This window comes from Flavobacterium sp. S87F.05.LMB.W.Kidney.N (assembly GCF_004366435.1).
In the GTDB taxonomy this organism is placed as follows: Bacteria; Bacteroidota; Bacteroidia; order Flavobacteriales; family Flavobacteriaceae; genus Flavobacterium.
On record NZ_SODX01000001.1, the window covers coordinates 1,305,915 to 1,321,617 of the forward strand.

The 15,703-nt window shown below is 34.1% G+C and carries 12 protein-coding genes; 3 read left to right on the forward strand and 9 right to left on the reverse strand.

Going from position 1 to position 15,703, the window contains the following annotated elements; genetic code table 11:
• Nucleotides 1-37: 37 nt before the first annotated feature.
• On the reverse strand, nt 38-2,101 hold the full coding sequence (kdpB, locus tag EDB96_RS05740) for a potassium-transporting ATPase subunit KdpB (RefSeq protein ID WP_134139621.1): 2,064 nt from the start codon (nt 2,099-2,101) through the stop codon (nt 38-40).
• A gap of 68 nt (nt 2,102-2,169) precedes the next feature.
• Between kdpB and EDB96_RS05745 the strand changes: the two genes are divergently transcribed.
• Nucleotides 2,170-2,529, forward strand: a complete 360-nt coding sequence (locus EDB96_RS05745) for a four helix bundle protein (protein ID WP_134139622.1) — start codon at nt 2,170-2,172, stop codon at nt 2,527-2,529.
• A gap of 83 nt (nt 2,530-2,612) precedes the next feature.
• Here the strand turns inward: EDB96_RS05745 and kdpA are convergent, their stop codons facing one another.
• From kdpA to EDB96_RS05765, 4 genes are all read right to left on the reverse strand, one after another.
• Nucleotides 2,613-4,331, reverse strand: a complete 1,719-nt coding sequence (gene kdpA / locus EDB96_RS05750) for a potassium-transporting ATPase subunit KdpA (RefSeq protein WP_134139624.1) — start codon at nt 4,329-4,331, stop codon at nt 2,613-2,615.
• A gap of 88 nt (nt 4,332-4,419) precedes the next feature.
• A complete protein-coding gene (gene kdpF, locus EDB96_RS05755; protein WP_081909388.1) occupies nt 4,420-4,497 on the reverse strand; it encodes a K(+)-transporting ATPase subunit F in 78 nt (25 codons plus the stop codon).
• A gap of 187 nt (nt 4,498-4,684) precedes the next feature.
• Nucleotides 4,685-4,966, reverse strand: a complete 282-nt coding sequence (locus tag EDB96_RS05760) for a hypothetical protein (protein ID WP_029273480.1) — start codon at nt 4,964-4,966, stop codon at nt 4,685-4,687.
• 378 nt (nt 4,967-5,344) lie between these two features.
• Nucleotides 5,345-6,700, reverse strand: coding sequence for a sigma-54-dependent transcriptional regulator (locus EDB96_RS05765; RefSeq protein ID WP_134139626.1), 1,356 nt, complete (start codon nt 6,698-6,700; stop codon nt 5,345-5,347).
• A 156-nt stretch (nt 6,701-6,856) separates the two neighbouring features.
• Between EDB96_RS05765 and EDB96_RS05770 the strand changes: the two genes are divergently transcribed.
• Nucleotides 6,857-8,068 carry a polysaccharide deacetylase family protein gene (locus EDB96_RS05770; RefSeq protein WP_134139628.1) on the forward strand — a complete coding sequence of 404 codons (1,212 nt, stop codon included), beginning with the start codon at nt 6,857-6,859 and terminating at the stop codon, nt 8,066-8,068.
• Nucleotides 8,069-8,161: 93 nt separating this feature from the next.
• Here the strand turns inward: EDB96_RS05770 and EDB96_RS05775 are convergent, their stop codons facing one another.
• The 4 genes from EDB96_RS05775 to EDB96_RS05790 form a co-directional block, all read right to left on the reverse strand.
• Nucleotides 8,162-11,701 (reverse strand): ABC transporter permease/M1 family aminopeptidase, encoded by a 3,540-nt coding sequence (locus tag EDB96_RS05775; protein ID WP_134139630.1) that lies wholly within the window; start codon nt 11,699-11,701, stop codon nt 8,162-8,164.
• A gap of 4 nt (nt 11,702-11,705) precedes the next feature.
• Nucleotides 11,706-12,590 carry an ABC transporter ATP-binding protein gene (locus EDB96_RS05780; protein ID WP_134139631.1) on the reverse strand — a complete coding sequence of 295 codons (885 nt, stop codon included), beginning with the start codon at nt 12,588-12,590 and terminating at the stop codon, nt 11,706-11,708.
• 116 nt (nt 12,591-12,706) lie between these two features.
• Nucleotides 12,707-12,913 carry a helix-turn-helix domain-containing protein gene (locus tag EDB96_RS05785; protein ID WP_012024053.1) on the reverse strand — a complete coding sequence of 69 codons (207 nt, stop codon included), beginning with the start codon at nt 12,911-12,913 and terminating at the stop codon, nt 12,707-12,709.
• Between the two features lie 2 nt (nt 12,914-12,915).
• On the reverse strand, nt 12,916-13,431 hold the full coding sequence (locus tag EDB96_RS05790) for a DUF2975 domain-containing protein (protein WP_134139633.1): 516 nt from the start codon (nt 13,429-13,431) through the stop codon (nt 12,916-12,918).
• Nucleotides 13,432-13,604: 173 nt separating this feature from the next.
• Here EDB96_RS05790 and EDB96_RS05795 point away from each other — a divergent pair, with 173 nt between their 5' ends.
• On the forward strand, nt 13,605-14,621 hold the full coding sequence (locus EDB96_RS05795) for an LLM class flavin-dependent oxidoreductase (protein WP_134139635.1): 1,017 nt from the start codon (nt 13,605-13,607) through the stop codon (nt 14,619-14,621).
• Nucleotides 14,622-15,703 lie beyond the last annotated feature (1,082 nt).

Below are 15,703 nucleotides of genomic sequence, written 5' to 3' on the forward strand. Positions count from 1 at the left end.
TGATTTTGTCATTTCACATTTTACAAATCACATTTCACTAAATAAAGAAAGTAACAACCAAATCAATTACTTTAATTCCGATAAAAGGGACGATCAAGCCACCAAGTCCATAAATCAAAAGATTTCTTTTTAAGATGGCACTTGCTCCAATTGGTTTATAATCAACCCCTCTCAATGCCAGCGGAATTAAAATTGGAATGATAATCGCATTGAAAATCACAGCCGATAAAATCGCACTTTCAGGACTATGCAAATGCATGATATTTAAACCTTGCAACGCAGGAATCGCAGTAATAAAAAGAGCAGGAACAATAGCAAAATATTTCGCAACGTCATTTGCAATAGAGAAAGTAGTTAAAGTTCCGCGAGTCATTAAAAGCTGTTTTCCAATTTCAATGATCTCGATTAGTTTCGTTGGGTCATTGTCTAGATCGACCATGTTTCCTGCTTCTTTTGCAGCTTGAGTTCCACTGTTCATGGCAACACCTACATTCGCTTGCGCTAGGGCAGGAGCATCATTGGTTCCGTCACCCATCATAGCAACAAGTTTACCTAGGTTTTGCTCGTTTTTGATGTAGTTCATTTTATCCTCAGGTTTCGCCTCCGCAATAAAATCATCAACACCTGCGGCTTCTGCAATAAACTTCGCTGTCAGTGGATTATCTCCGGTAACCATAACCGTTTTTACACCCATTTTTCTCAATCGGTCAAAACGTTCTTTCATTCCGGTTTTTATGATATCCTGCAATTCGATAACACCTTGAACCTGATTGTTTTTAATAACCACTAATGGCGTTCCTCCATTTGTCGAAATGTCAATTACTTTTTGAGCTGTATCTTCAGGAAATGCATTTCCAGCTTGAAGTGCAATGTTTTTTGCAGCATCCTGAGCACCTTTTCTAATGTTCGTTCCGTCTCTTAAAATGACTCCGGAAGTTCTAGTTTCTGCGGTAAATTTGATTAAAGTAGCACCTTCAATTGATAATTTATTGGCAGTTTCGGCTCCTGCCAGTTCCACAATACTTTTCCCTTCCGGAGTGTCATCTGCTAATGAACTTAACACAGCAGATTTAATAAAGTCTTCTTGAGTAACACCTGTTGCAGGATAAAAATTGGTTGCTTTTCTGTTTCCAATCGTGATTGTTCCGGTTTTATCCAAAAGCAGTACATCAATATCTCCGGCAGTTTCAACCGCTTTTCCAGATTTTGTAATCACGTTGGCACGAAGCGCTCTGTCCATTCCCGCAATTCCAATTGCAGAAAGTAAACCTCCAATTGTAGTTGGAATCAAACAAACGAACAAGGCGATAAAAGCCGCAATCGTGATGGGTGCGTTGGCATAGTCGGCAAACGGTTTTAGCGTAACGCACACAATCACGAAGATTAAAGTAAATGCGGCTAATAAAATGGTTAATGCAATTTCGTTTGGTGTTTTCTGACGACTCGCACCTTCAACCAAGGCAATCATTTTATCCAGAAAGCTTTCGCCAGGTTCTGAGGTTACAATTACTTTAATTTTATCAGATAAGACTTTTGTTCCTCCAGTTACAGAAGATTTATCACCACCAGCTTCGCGGATTACAGGAGCACTTTCTCCGGTAATGGCACTTTCGTCGATTGTAGCCAGACCTTCGATAATTTCACCATCAGTTGCGATTAAATCGCCAGCTTCGCAAATGAAAACATCTCCTTTTTTTAGTTGTGAAGATGAGATATGTAAAATGTGAAATGTATCAGGCCGACCTTTTACATTTGACTTTTCACTTTTTACAAGCTTTGCAGGAGTTTCTTCACGTGTTTTTCTTAAACTGTCAGCTTGTGCTTTTCCTCTCGCTTCGGCAATTGCTTCGGCGAAATTGGCAAATAAAAGCGTTGCCAGTAAAATCAAAAACACAATTAAATTATAGATAAAACTACCTTGATCTGTTGCTCCCATTAATATGGAAATACAAACCGCAAACATGATCGCAGTTCCTATTTCTACGGTAAACATTACCGGATTTTTGATCATCATTTTTGGATTCAGCTTGACAAAAGACTGCACTAGAGCTTCTTTTACCTGCTTACTTTCAAACAATGATGTGGATTTATTAGTTGTCATTTTTCTTTGTGTAAAATGTTAAATGTTAAATGTGAAATTTCCTACTTTTGTAAATAATTATTTTAAATATGAAACCACATAAGAAATTGAATTCATGGATTAAAAGTTTTGAATTCGTTAAAGAAATTTATTTAGCTACAAGACAATTCCCTTCTGAGGAAAAGTTTGGAATTACTTCGCAAATCCGCAGAGCTTCTGTTTCTGTACCTGTTAATATTGCAGAAGGCGCAGCGAGAAAAGGAACAAAAGAGTTCATCCATTTTTTACATATTTCGCTAGGTTCTTTATCAGAACTCGATACTTTAATTTTATTAAGCAAAGAATTAGATTTTTTCAATGAAAAAGAATGTGACCAATTGATAGAAAAATTAGATATCATAGGAAAACTTATTTATGGATTAATCAAGAATCTTGAAGCGCGTGTATGATTTGTGATTTATGAGAGTGAAATGTGATTTGTAAGATGTAAGATGTTGTTTGAGTTTGTGTCTTACATCTTACAAATCACATTTTACATTCCAAAATATTCGGCTAAAGGTCCAAGTGCCAACGCAGGAAAGAATGATAAAGCAGCAATAATTGCGATTACAGCAAAAGTCATTATTCCGAAAATTGATGTATCTGTTTTTAAAGTTCCTGCACTCTCTGGAATGTATTTTTTACCTGCCAGTAAACCTGCAATTGCTAACGGACCAATGATTGGAATAAAACGGCTTAACAATAACACAATTCCTGTAGTGATATTCCAAAACGGATTATTATCTCCCAATCCTTCAAAACCAGAACCATTATTGGCAGCACTCGAAGTGTATTCGTATAGCATTTCTGAGAATCCGTGATTTCCAGGATTGTTTAACCAGCCTGTTGCGTTGCCGCTGAACCAATAGCCCATTGCAGTATCATGTGCGGCAAAATAAGATGCTAAAGCAGTTCCGGCTAATATTAATAAAGGATGAAGAATCGCAATAAAAGCAGCAATTTTAACTTCCCGTGCTTCGATTTTCTTCCCTAAAAATTCAGGAGTTCGACCCACCATTAATCCAGAGATGAATACGGCTAGGATAATGAAAATGTAGTAGTTCAAAATACCTACGCCACATCCACCGTAAAAGGCATTTACCATCATCGATAATAATTGCATAGCGCCAGAAACCGGCATCGAACTATCGTGCATACTGTTTACAGAACCTGTAGAAATTACCGTTGTGGCAATACTCCAGAAACCTGACATTGCAGGGCCAAATCGAACTTCTTTTCCTTCCATCGCTCCAGTTGTTTGTGCGATACCCATTTTTTCAATAGCAGGATTTCCGTTCATTTCGCTCATCACTGTTGGAACAACCAGAAGTAAGAATCCAATGGTCATTACACCAAAAATGATATTCGATAATTTTCTTTTGTTTAAGAAAAAGCCAAGCGCAAAAATCATCGCAAACGGAATAATCATCTGTGCCCAAAGTTCAATTCCATTAGTAAGATAAGTTGGATTTTCTAATGGATGCGCCGAGTTGGCTCCAAAGAATCCACCACCGTTTGTACCAATATGTTTAATAGCAATAAAGGCTGCCGCAGGTCCGCGAGAAACTTCTACATGATCGCCTTGCAGCGTTGTAATAGCATCTTTACCTTCAAAAGTCATTGGCGTACCGCTAAAAACTAATGCAACAGCCACAATTGCTGAAAGGGGTAATAAAATACGAGTACAGCTTTTGATGAAATAATTGTAAAAATTACCCAACTGTTCTGTAGTTCTTTCTTTCATTGCTGTAAAAATCATAGCGGCGGCAGCCATTCCGATACCAGCAGAAACAAACTGAAGGAACATCAAGACGATTTGTGAAAGATAAGAAACCCCGCTTTCGCCTGAATAATGCTGTAAGTTGCAGTTAACCAAAAATGAAATAGCAGTATTAAATGCCAAATCTGGCGTCATAGATGGATTGTTATCTGGGTTAAGCGGTAAAGAACCCTGAAACAATAAAACAAAAAAGCAAAGAAAGAACCAAACCATGTTTATACTTAAAAGTGCTTTTAAGTGCTGTTTCCAGTTCATTTCTTCAGTGGCATTTATACCGCTGATTTTAAAAATAAATTTTTCAATTGGATTGAAAATCGGGTCAAAAAGTGTTTTGTCTCCCAAATAAACTTTAGCAATATATTTCCCTAAAGGAATCGCTAAAACAATAGTTAGGATAAAAATACCAATGATGCCTAATAATTCTGTGTTCATAAAATGTGATTTGTTAATTGTAAAATGTGAGATGTAAAAGCAGACTGACGTATAACATCTAACATCTCACTTATAACTTTTTACATGTTTAAAATTTTTCGGGTTTGATTAATACATAAACCAAATACACGAAAACGGCGATTGAAATAATAAATAGTGCAGTCATGATTTAGATTTTTTCAAAGAATTCAACTGACAGAAAACAAATGGCAAACAGCACAACGGCCAATGCGAGTAAAAGAAAAGTGATCATAAGATTTTATTTTAGATTTTAGATTTGTGAAATGTGAGACGTAAAATGTGATTTGTGAAAGGAAACAACATTTAACATTTCACAAAAAACATTTCACGAATTAGACTCCCGAAGTATTAACTTGCTTGATGTATTCCGCTTTAAGCGTTTGAGGAAAAAGATGTGAAATATTGCAGTGGCGCATTTCCATAAAAGAAGAAACCGAAAAAACATACACATTAGAAATGGCATTTTTAGTTTCGATGCTTCCGCTGATAAATAAGCGTTCTGCAAGAGCCAGGCATTTTTTTGCACGAACGATGTTTCCAGAAATAATAGATTTTTTAGTTATCTCGGCAAAGCGTTCTGCTTGTTTGTAGATTGATGTGACTTGATTTTTCATGAGAATGAATTTTTATGTTCTTCCTCCTTATGCCAAAAGATGTTCCGAAAAAGTCAAGATGTTGCTAAAGCGCTGTCAATAAAAGAAATATGATTATATGCCAAAAAGAAGGCATAAAAAAAGCCTATCATTTTGATAAGCTTTTCTCGTTTTGATATGTTATTGTCAAGCTCCGGTGGAGCGAAATATTTATAGAAATAAAAGAATCACAGTTATCACAGCCCCAGCGGGGTGACATATTTTTTTAGATTGCGTAGGTGTCGCTCCGCTGGGGCTTTACATTATTGGCAATAAATAATTCTATAAATATTTCGCTTCTCCGAAGCTTTAAAAATTTAAATTTTAATTGAGATTGTTATTGCAGTTGGAATTTGAAATTTAAATTTTGGAATTTTCAATCCCATATTCTTCCAATTTTCTATACAAAGTCGCAATTCCAATTTCTAATAATCTTGCCGTTTCGGCTTTATTACCTTTCGTATAATTTAATACTTTCTGAATATGCAATTTTTCAACACTCTGCATAGAGAAAGCCGACATTGATTTTGTACTTTTTTCCGTTTGATGCTGCATTTCATACGGCAAAACATCTGAAGTTAAAGTATCGCCATTACTCAAAATAACCGATCTTTCGATAATATTTTTAAGTTCACGGATATTTCCCGGCCAAGAATAATTTTCTAATTTCTGCAGAAAATCATCTGAAATATGTAATGTTTTTTTGTTTGTTTTTTCAGAAAATTGTTTGACGAAATAATGCGTCAAAATGCCAATATCCTTGATTCTTTCTCGCAACGAAGGCAGTTTGATTTCGAAGATATTCAAACGGAAATACAAATCAGAACGGAAACGGTGTTCATCACTTTCTGTTTTTAAATCTCGGTTTGTAGCCGCAATTAATCTGAAATTTGATTTTTTTGGAGTTGTATCGCCAACCGGAATATATTCGGAAGTTTCTAAAACGCGAAGTAATTTGGCTTGAAGATCAATCGGCATTTCTCCAATTTCATCCAAAAACAAAGTACCGCCATTTGCTTCTTCTATAAAACCTTTTTTATCCTTTAAAGCTCCGGTAAAAGCGCCTTGTTTGTGACCAAAGAGTTCGCTTTCCAGAATCTCTTTGCTGAAAGTGCTGCAGTTTAAAGCCACAAAAGATTTTCCGACACGATTGCTGTTTTCATGAATGGCCTGCGCAAAAACTTCTTTTCCGGTTCCGGTTTCACCAGTCAATAATACTGTTGAATCTGTTTTGGCAACTTTTTGGGCAAGATCAATAACCTGTTCAATTCCTTTAGATTTTCCAATTATAGTCTCGAAAGAATATTTACTTGCAATACGTTTCTCCAGCTGCTGTACTTTTTTCTGCAATTCCACTTTCTCTAAAGCTTTATAAAGAAGCGGAATAATTTTATCGTTATCGTCACCTTTTACAATATAATCAAAAGCACCATTTTTCATTGCCTGAACTCCGTCTGGGATATTTCCAAAAGCTGTCAGCAGAATAACTTCTACAAGCGGGAAACTTGCTTTTATGTTCTGAAGAAAATCAACGCCATTTCCATCAGGTAATTTGACATCACACAAAACGACATCAATTTCGGTTTGTTCTAGTTTCTTAAAACCAGATTTTAAATCTTTTGCCTCGAAAACTTCAAATCCTTCCGATTTTATAATACGCGCCAACAGACTTCTCAGTTTTTCTTCGTCGTCTATAATTAAAATTTTGTGTGTCATTTGAGGAAAGCAAGTTGTTTTGATGTACAAATTTAGGTTTTAAATCACTTTCCTTTTTTAATTCGGAATAAATTATTTTTAAGTATGTAATCAGTTTTAAAATATTTTCATCGAAAAGAAGTGTATTTTTAGATCCAAAAAGAACCACTAAAATTTATGTCAAAACGAATTCTCCTTTTAATAGCTGTCGTAATCTTCGGAAGTTTTAATGGTTTCTCAAATGAAATTGTTCAAAAAGATTCTTCAAAATCAAAAACTATTTCTTTTAAAATCAAATTAAAATCCGCCGATGAGGTTAAAATCAAACCTGCTCCTTTAAAATTCAATAAACATTTTGCCTATAGTTTTACGCTTGATGATGGATATCGATCTGCTTATTTAACAGCCTTTCCATTATTGAATGGCGGAAAAATCAGTAATCCTGATAAAAACGAATGGAAAATCGATCAAGGCGGAGACGGAACAACTTCAAATGGTCTTTTTTATTCAGACGGTTTCGGAAACAAAATCCCATTTAAATTGGCTTTGGCAATTAACGGTGGTGCAATTCGTGATTTGCCAGCAAATCGCGGACATCTTTCTTGGCAAGAAATTCAAGAAATGTATAATGCTGGCTGGGATGTTTTGAATCACGGTTTTCATCACGCTACAAAACACGGTACAAATTATTTGACAGAAGTAACTGAAAATACTACTTCGATAAAACAAAATCTTGATTTTACCATGTCACATTTTGTGGTTCCTGGCGGAGAAGGAGATCCAGATTATCATCATGAATATGAAAAAGCTGCATTAGCAAACGGATTTCTTTCAGTTGCTTCCCACAAAGGTGTTGGACCTATTTTAAATGTTGATTCTAAAGTCGATTTAGATAAAATGATTACAGCCAGAACTTTTGTGCAGAGCTCAAAAGATTCAACTAGTTTCAAAACAATGGATCGTTATTTAAAGATACTAGATTCGATTGTAAAACAACCAAATACACTTTGGTTTAACGAATTTACGCACGGTACAGGCAATGGAAATTTATGGAATTTAAGCATGCGTTTTCGCGATTTTAAATATTATATGACAGCGCTTGCAGATAAGTACGGCGTAAAAGGAAGTGATACAATTTGGATGGCACCGTGGCAGGAAGTTTACGAATATATTTGGTTAAGAGACAGAATTAAAGTCGATTACAAACAAAAAGATAAAGAAATAGAAGTTACGATTGAATTACCTGAAATTCCAGAAAACTTTAGAAATCGAGATATTTCTTTAATAGTTGATACTTCATCAAAATTTGAAATCGAATCAAGTAAAGATTTAAAAATTAAAGACGACGGAAAAACAACTCACAAACAGATTTTCATTGAACTGAAATAAAAAATATAGCCACAGATTAAAAGGATTCTAATGATTTTTTTACTTTCAAAATAACATAATCCTTCTAATCTTTTTAATCTGTGGCAAAACTTTCTAATTAATCTCCTTTTCGTTATCCCTTATAAAAGTATCAATATTCATTAAATAAGGGTCTACAACAATTCGTTGAGGTTTTATTTTAGATTTTATTTTTCCCTCTATTTTATTGTTTTTTATTGCAAATGTAAAACGCGATAACTTTCCGTTTTCATCATAAATCCCAATATCTATTTTATTGTCGTTTGGAATTTGTTTTCGTTCTCCCGTCGCACTTTCTTTGAATTTTTCAGAAACCGCTTTAAAAGAAACCTCATAAAAACCATTCTTTTTACTACTTGAAACCGATTCTATTTTAGACGAATAAGTAATAATCTGCTTAAACATTTCATCTAATTTTGGATATAGTTTTTTATCCGTTACAGTATAAATTTCTTTTAATAAATCTTCAGAATCAGGAAACGGACTTGGATATTTATAATGATTCAGAAAATTTTTCAAAGCCAGATTTACTTTTTCTTCACCAATTAATATTCGCAATTGATGCATAACCAGCATTCCTTTATCATAAGGTAAATGAGGCGTGTCGTAATTGGTTTTATATAAAGGTGTTTCTGGATCGTAACTTCTGCTGCTCAAGTATAAATCAAGATGAATCTTTAATGTTTCAAGTGCTTTTTCTAAACCATGTTCTTTTTCATAAAGCATTAATTCTGTGTATTGAGCCAAAGTTTCGGTCAAAATCCAGCTTCCTTCTTTTTGTTCTGGGCTTATTTGTGAATTTCCCCACCATTCATGCGACAATTCATGAGCCGTTAATTGATTGATGACATCTTCTTTATCTTTGTTTTTGAGATCGCTGTAAAATCCGAAATTCTCTTTCATAAAAACTGTCGACGGATAAGAAGTTGCAGCAAATCCATCCGCGAAAGCAGAAACTTCGGCGTATCGAATCGTTTTATATGGATATTTACCAAAATTGCTCTGGCAGTAATCTAAAGTATTTTTTACATCTTGAATTAGTTTTTCAACGTTTCTGGAATGTCTTTTATCATAAAAAACTTCAATAGAAATTCCTTTATATTTCGTTTTTTGAATTTGATAATCAGCAGAAGAAAAAGCAAATCGAAACGGAATCTTTCCATTTGATTTATAATGAAAATAATTGCGATCGTCTTTTTTCCAACTTCCAATTAAATCTCCAACACCAATAGCAGTTTGATTTTTAGATGTTGAAACCACAGCGTCATAATCAACAAAATCATATTTGATTTTAGATTTATCTTCCAGTTTTTTAAGAGGCGTCTGAGGTTTCAAATGTCTTTTTGCACGCTCTTTTTTACTGCTGATTTCATTCGATTCCTGATAACCAAAAAGCGGAAAGTAACGGCTTATTCGCATAAAAGAACCATTTTCGATTATAGAATTAAAAGCCGTGTGTCCTTTAAAAGGCGACCAAGATGATTCAAAAGAAAAATTCATTTTAAGTTTTTGCTCTGGCTGTAAAGGTTTTTCTAATCGAAACCAATAATGTTGAAAATCAGAAACATCATCTAATTTTTTAGAAGTCGGAATCTCAACAGAAGTCAGTTTTGAATTTCGATCTATATATAGGAGTAAACTATCTATTGGTTTTTCGGAATTATTAATTAGTTCATAGATGCCATTTACTTCATAGCGGTTTTCTTCGGGATATAAATCGACTTTACTTTTTATCGAAACGATTGTTGGCTGAGGTAGATTTGTATATTTTTTAAATTGAGTTTCATATTTCTCGCTCCAATTATTCTGATCGTCTTCGGTCAAATACAGATATTCAATATTGGTTTTGTAAAAAAGATAACTTCCAAAACCAATAAAAATAATAATTCCAAATACTAAAGTTGTTTTTTGAATACCATTAAATGAATTTCTGCGAAAGGTTTTTACGATTGAAGCATTTCTTTTCCATAAAATTCCTGTCAGGGTTAAAAGGATTAATGCCAATCCGAAATTGTAAAACATCGAAATATGAAAAGGAATTGTATATTTTCCGAAACCATTCAAATCAAAATATTCTGTTTTAAAAGCATTTCCAAAACGAAATAAAGGATGTGAAATTCCCAATTGCTCTCCAATTCCAGTACAAAACAAAATGCAGACAAAAGCCGAAATCGCAAGTCCGATATATTTATTTTTAATAAAAGTCTGAATTGCAATGATCAAAATTGAAATTAAAAGCAACGGAAACCCAATAAAATAAAACAAAGAAAGATAAAGACCAATTTCGATTGGAGCATTCGCATTCATAATTTGAAATCCACATCCAATCAAAATACTTATACTAATAATGAGTAACGGAATTATAAAAAGTGCTGTCAATTTTGCCAGCAAAACAATAAACTGAGAATAAGGCGCAGTGTTTTCAAGCATTTCAAATCTCGAATTTTCACTTCGGTTTAATAATTCGCTGCTGTAAAAAAGGAGAATCAGGATCAATATAAAAGGAAGACGATCAATTATGGTGGTAATCATTAAAGCAGTATCGGTGATTTTTTCAGCCAAGCGGATTCCGCCGTCAATTTCATCTGAAATCTCAATCATTAATAATCCAGAGAATAAAAGTACAATCAGCAAAAATGGAATTCCTTTCAGAATTAAATAAACATCCAGTTTTATATTGCTTTTAAAAACAGCTAAATTATGTCTGAAAGTTTTGAATTCGATGTTTTTAGGAATTGCTTCCGAAAATACTTTTGTTTCTTTTTGAATGAGTTTAGATGTTTTTACCTTTTTAGTTTTGGTTTTTTGGAATGAAAATAATCGATACGAAACAAAAAGTAAAAGCAGAGAAACAGAAATCCACAGTATTCTATTGAATAAAAAATTGCCAGAAAGCGAAACCAGTTGGGTATTTTTTTCAATCGCTGTCCAATATCTCGTTTGTTCCAAGAAAGCAGCCAAACCAAACGGATCTATTTTTGCTGCCCAAGACATGGCTTTCGCCGAAGATGGAGAAGCATTTGCAAATAGGGGCGAATTCGAAAAAATCGAACCTGCTATATATAAGATGTAAATTAATAATCCGCCAACATAAATGAATAGTTTACTTCGGGTAAGCCACGCCAGAGCAGTCAAGATAGAAAGGCACAAGAAAATATTCGGAATCACAATTACGAAATACGGCCACAAATAATTTATAATTTCAAAAGGTCCAAGTTCACTTTTTTGAAGCCATGACATTTGGTGTCCAACGATCATTCCGACGATAAACATTCCAAAAGAAACTACGGCGATTATAAATGCTGCAATAAATTTTGGAGCTAAATAATGAAATTTAGAAATAGGAGAGGAGAAAATAATCGAATCGAATTTCGTTTCATATTCCTTTAAAAAACTTTGTGCCGCCTGAAGCGTAATCGAGAATATCGTCATTAACGAAATCAGACCAATCGCATAAGTTAAAACATACGGACTATTTTTGTATGCGCCCGAAAAAGAGAAGTTCGCAAACGCACTGACAAAAAATCCAAGAATCAGATAAATAATAAATGTGGCATAAAAAGTCCAACTTCTGGTATTGTTATGCCATTCAAATTGAATTAATTTAGAAAACATAACCTTAATTTTGAAGTTGATTTTGACTTAAAACACTAAAATAAACATCGCTTAAATCTGGCGATATCAATTCGAAACCAGAATCCGGACGTTCATTTGCGAAAACATGAATATTGATTTTTCCTGAATTTAAATGCGAAGAAATGATGTTGAAATTCGATTGATAATCTTTCAATTCTGTTTTTTGAATCGCTTTCATCCAGATTTTATCTTTCAGAGAATCGATTGCTTCATTGGGTTTTCCTTCCAAAATCAATTTTCCGTGAGAGATAATTGCCATTTTAGGACATAAATCTCGAACGTCTTCTACAATATGTGTTGATAACACCACGATAATGCTTTCGCCAATTTCACTCAACAAATTATTAAATCGGTTTCTTTCCTCCGGATCAAGTCCCGCAGTTGGTTCATCCACAATAATAATCTTCGGATTTCCAAGCAAAGCCTGAGCAATTCCAAATCGCTGACGCATCCCGCCGGAAAAAGAATGAACAGATTTATCTTTATGCTGTAATAAATTAGTCTGCTGCAATAAATACAAAATTTGATCGTGTCGTTCATTTTTGTTGATAATCCCTTTCAAAACTGCCAAATGATCGAGCAGGCGATAGGCAGAAATTTTAGGATAAACCCCAAATTCCTGCGGAAGATAGCCTAGGTTTTGTCGAATAAACATTGGGTTTTCCAGAATATTAATTCCGTTAAATTCAATAATTCCAGAAGTTGGTTCTTGTAAAGCGGCAATAGTTCGCATTAAACTTGACTTTCCGGCGCCGTTTGGGCCAAGTAAACCAAACATGCCGTTTGTAATTTCAAGCGATAATTGGTCAATCGCTTTCGTGCCGTTCTCATACGTTTTGCTGAGATTTTTGATTGATAAACTGTTCATTTTTGATTGATTTAGATGATTAAATGAATTATTGATTTGAAAATTTTAGGCAATAGAATGCCTGTCGGCTTCAAAAACCGATTTATTATGTTTAGAAATTAAAATTTAAAAGAAAGCTATTCTGCTACGTATTCTAAAATATCGCCAGGCTGGCAATCCAGAATTTTACAGATAGCTTCGAGAGTATCAAACCGAATTCCTTTTGCTTTTCCAGTTTTTAGAATCGATAAATTGGCAGGCGTAATATCTAGTTTTTCTGCCAACTCTTTACTCTGCATCTTGCGTTTGGCAAGCATTACATCAACATTTACGATTATTGGCATAGTTATATAAATAAGTCTTGTTCGTTCTGAAGGTTTAAACCTTGCTTAAAAATAGCAGCTAAAAAGTAAGCAAAAACACCAAGCATTCCGTGCAGTATAATAAAAAGCCAAACTTCATTATCCAGCGGAACAAAAAAGAAAGCTACAAATAGTACAATACTCGGAATTAATAAATTCGATAAATAGAAACGCCTTAAATGAGAAATTCCATTTGCAGTAAACAATTTTGGCTGATAAAAGACCTTAAAAACATTGCTGCTCAATAAAAAGAAAAGACCGTATAGACTTAGTGGTGCTAAAAAATCAAAAAGAATATATGGAATATTATAATCTCCTAACATTAAAGGATGAGAAGTAAAAGGATAACAAACCTGAAAATACTTTCCGTTATCTTTAAAGGTCAAAAACAATCCCGTCATTAAAGTAAAAACAGAATATGCCGCCAAAAAGAAATAAACAACGGACAAAAATCTGGTAAAGTAAAATAATATTCGAGATACAATATGAGTTGTCTTCATATATTGAAAAGTTAAATTGATATTGCAAATGTATAATTAATTATTGTAAAACAATAATTAATTATTAAAAATAGCCCATCTTTTGACTTTTGTGAATATTATAATTCTATTAACATTAGAAAACAAAAGGCATCCAGATAAATGAGTTAATTTTGTATACTAGCATTTTTTATATGAAAAACCCAATTTCGGTCTCATTATTAGACCTCGCTATCATCACTCAGGATAGCAACGCCACAGAAACATTTCAAAAAACAAAAGACATAGCGCAATTAGCAGATAATTTAGGATACAAGCGATTTTGGCTGGCAGAACATCATAACATGGCGCACGTTGCAAGTACAGCAACTGTCGTTTTAATTGGTTATGTAGCAAGTCAGACAAAAAATATTCGTGTAGGTTCTGGTGGAATCATGCTTCCTAATCATTCTCCTTTAGTAGTTGCCGAACAATTTGGAACCTTGGAAACGCTTTATCCAAACCGAATCGATTTAGGTTTAGGAAGAGCGCCTGGAACAGACCAGCCAACTGCCGAAGCAATTCGAAAAGATTTTTTTGAGCAGGCACAGCGTTTTCCGCAAAATGTAAGCAAACTTCAAGAGTATTTTTCTTCAGAAAATGAAACAGGAAAAGTGCGTGCATTCCCAGCCGAAGGATTAAAAGTCCCAATTTGGATTCTAGGTTCAAGCATGGATAGTGCAGCTTTGGCAGCAGCTTACGGATTGCCTTATGCTTTCGCAGGACACTTTGCGCCAAAACTGATGATTCAGGCATTTGAATTCTATCGCGAAAATTTCCAGCCATCAGAATATTTAGAAAAACCCCAAACAATGGCTTGTGTCAATATAATTGCTGCAGATACAAATGAAGAAGCAGAGTTATTATCTACAAGTTTGTATCAAATGTTTTTGAACTTAATTAGAAACGATCGTAAAGGTTTACAACCTCCAGTTCCATCATTAGATGACATTATGAACGAGCAAGAACGTTTCCATGTCAATCAAATGACAGCAGGAACCTTCACTGGAAACAAAGAACAATTAGTTACCGATTTAAAAAAGTTCATCGACTACGCAAGAATTGACGAACTCATGGTAACAAGCCCGATCTTCGATCATCAGGCAAAACTAAAAAGTATTCAAATCACAAAAGAAGCAATCGACACTTTAAACGAAAGTATACATATATAAGTATATTATATATGAGACTAGATCTCATTCACTCAGCCCGACAGGTTTTAAAAACCTGCCGGGTTTACTTTTTATACATATATATGTATAGAATAAATTAAGTCCAGATTTTTTGTAGAGACGCACAGCAGTGCGTCTTATCCGTAACGTAATATATTTACCCATATCTATAAAATATACCAATTGCCCGGCTGAACGAAGTCGAAGCCTTTGCAAAGTATTACGCAATCCAGATAATTTGGAATTTAAAGTTTAGAGTTTTAAATTTAAAATTTAAAATTTGTTTTATTAGGAGCTATTTCCCGCTATCCGTTTCAATCTTTTGCTTTTTAAAGAAAAAAACAAAAGGATTTCCACTGCTATCGGGGCTAGGGCAGCAGTTTTCAAGAAAAGATCTGGATAAAATTGCAAAAGCAAACTAAAATTTATCGACTTTGCGACTTTGCGCGATTAAAAAGAAGTATAAAATCAAGCTTGGCGTTCTTTGTGCATACGGCAAAATAGGAATAAAACACAGTTTTGAGAACTTTGCGCATCCAATTTCCAAAAGAGAACTTTGTTTTTTTGCCGTAAAATCGTCGCAAAGCACCCACCCTTGGAAAAAAGACCAAAAAACTTTGCTATGTAAAAAACGCGAAACCAACCACTTAGAAAAAACATGGAAAAAATATAAAAAAAAGTCTTGCAGATGTAAATAAAGGTGGTACTTTTGCACCCGCAACAACGCAATGTTCACAGAAATACCGGCAGGAAAAACTAATTAAAAGAGAAAAGAAATTTTCAAAAAAAGATTAGAAAAAGCTTGTGGGAATGGAAAACGGATATTACATTTGCACCCCGCAAATACGGGAAGTTCCTTGAGATACTGAGAGAAGAATTAGAGAAAAAGAGATTTAAAAATTTCGAAAAAAAACTTTAATTTTTTCTTGCAGGAAACAAAAAGAATTTTTAGTTTTGCACCCGCTTTGAAACACAGGCGGAATAATAAAGAAGACACGTTCGTAGACATATTGAATTGACAGCCGTTTTAACAGAGATGTTAGAACAAAAGAATAAGAGTAATAGAATTGTAAGATTCGAAA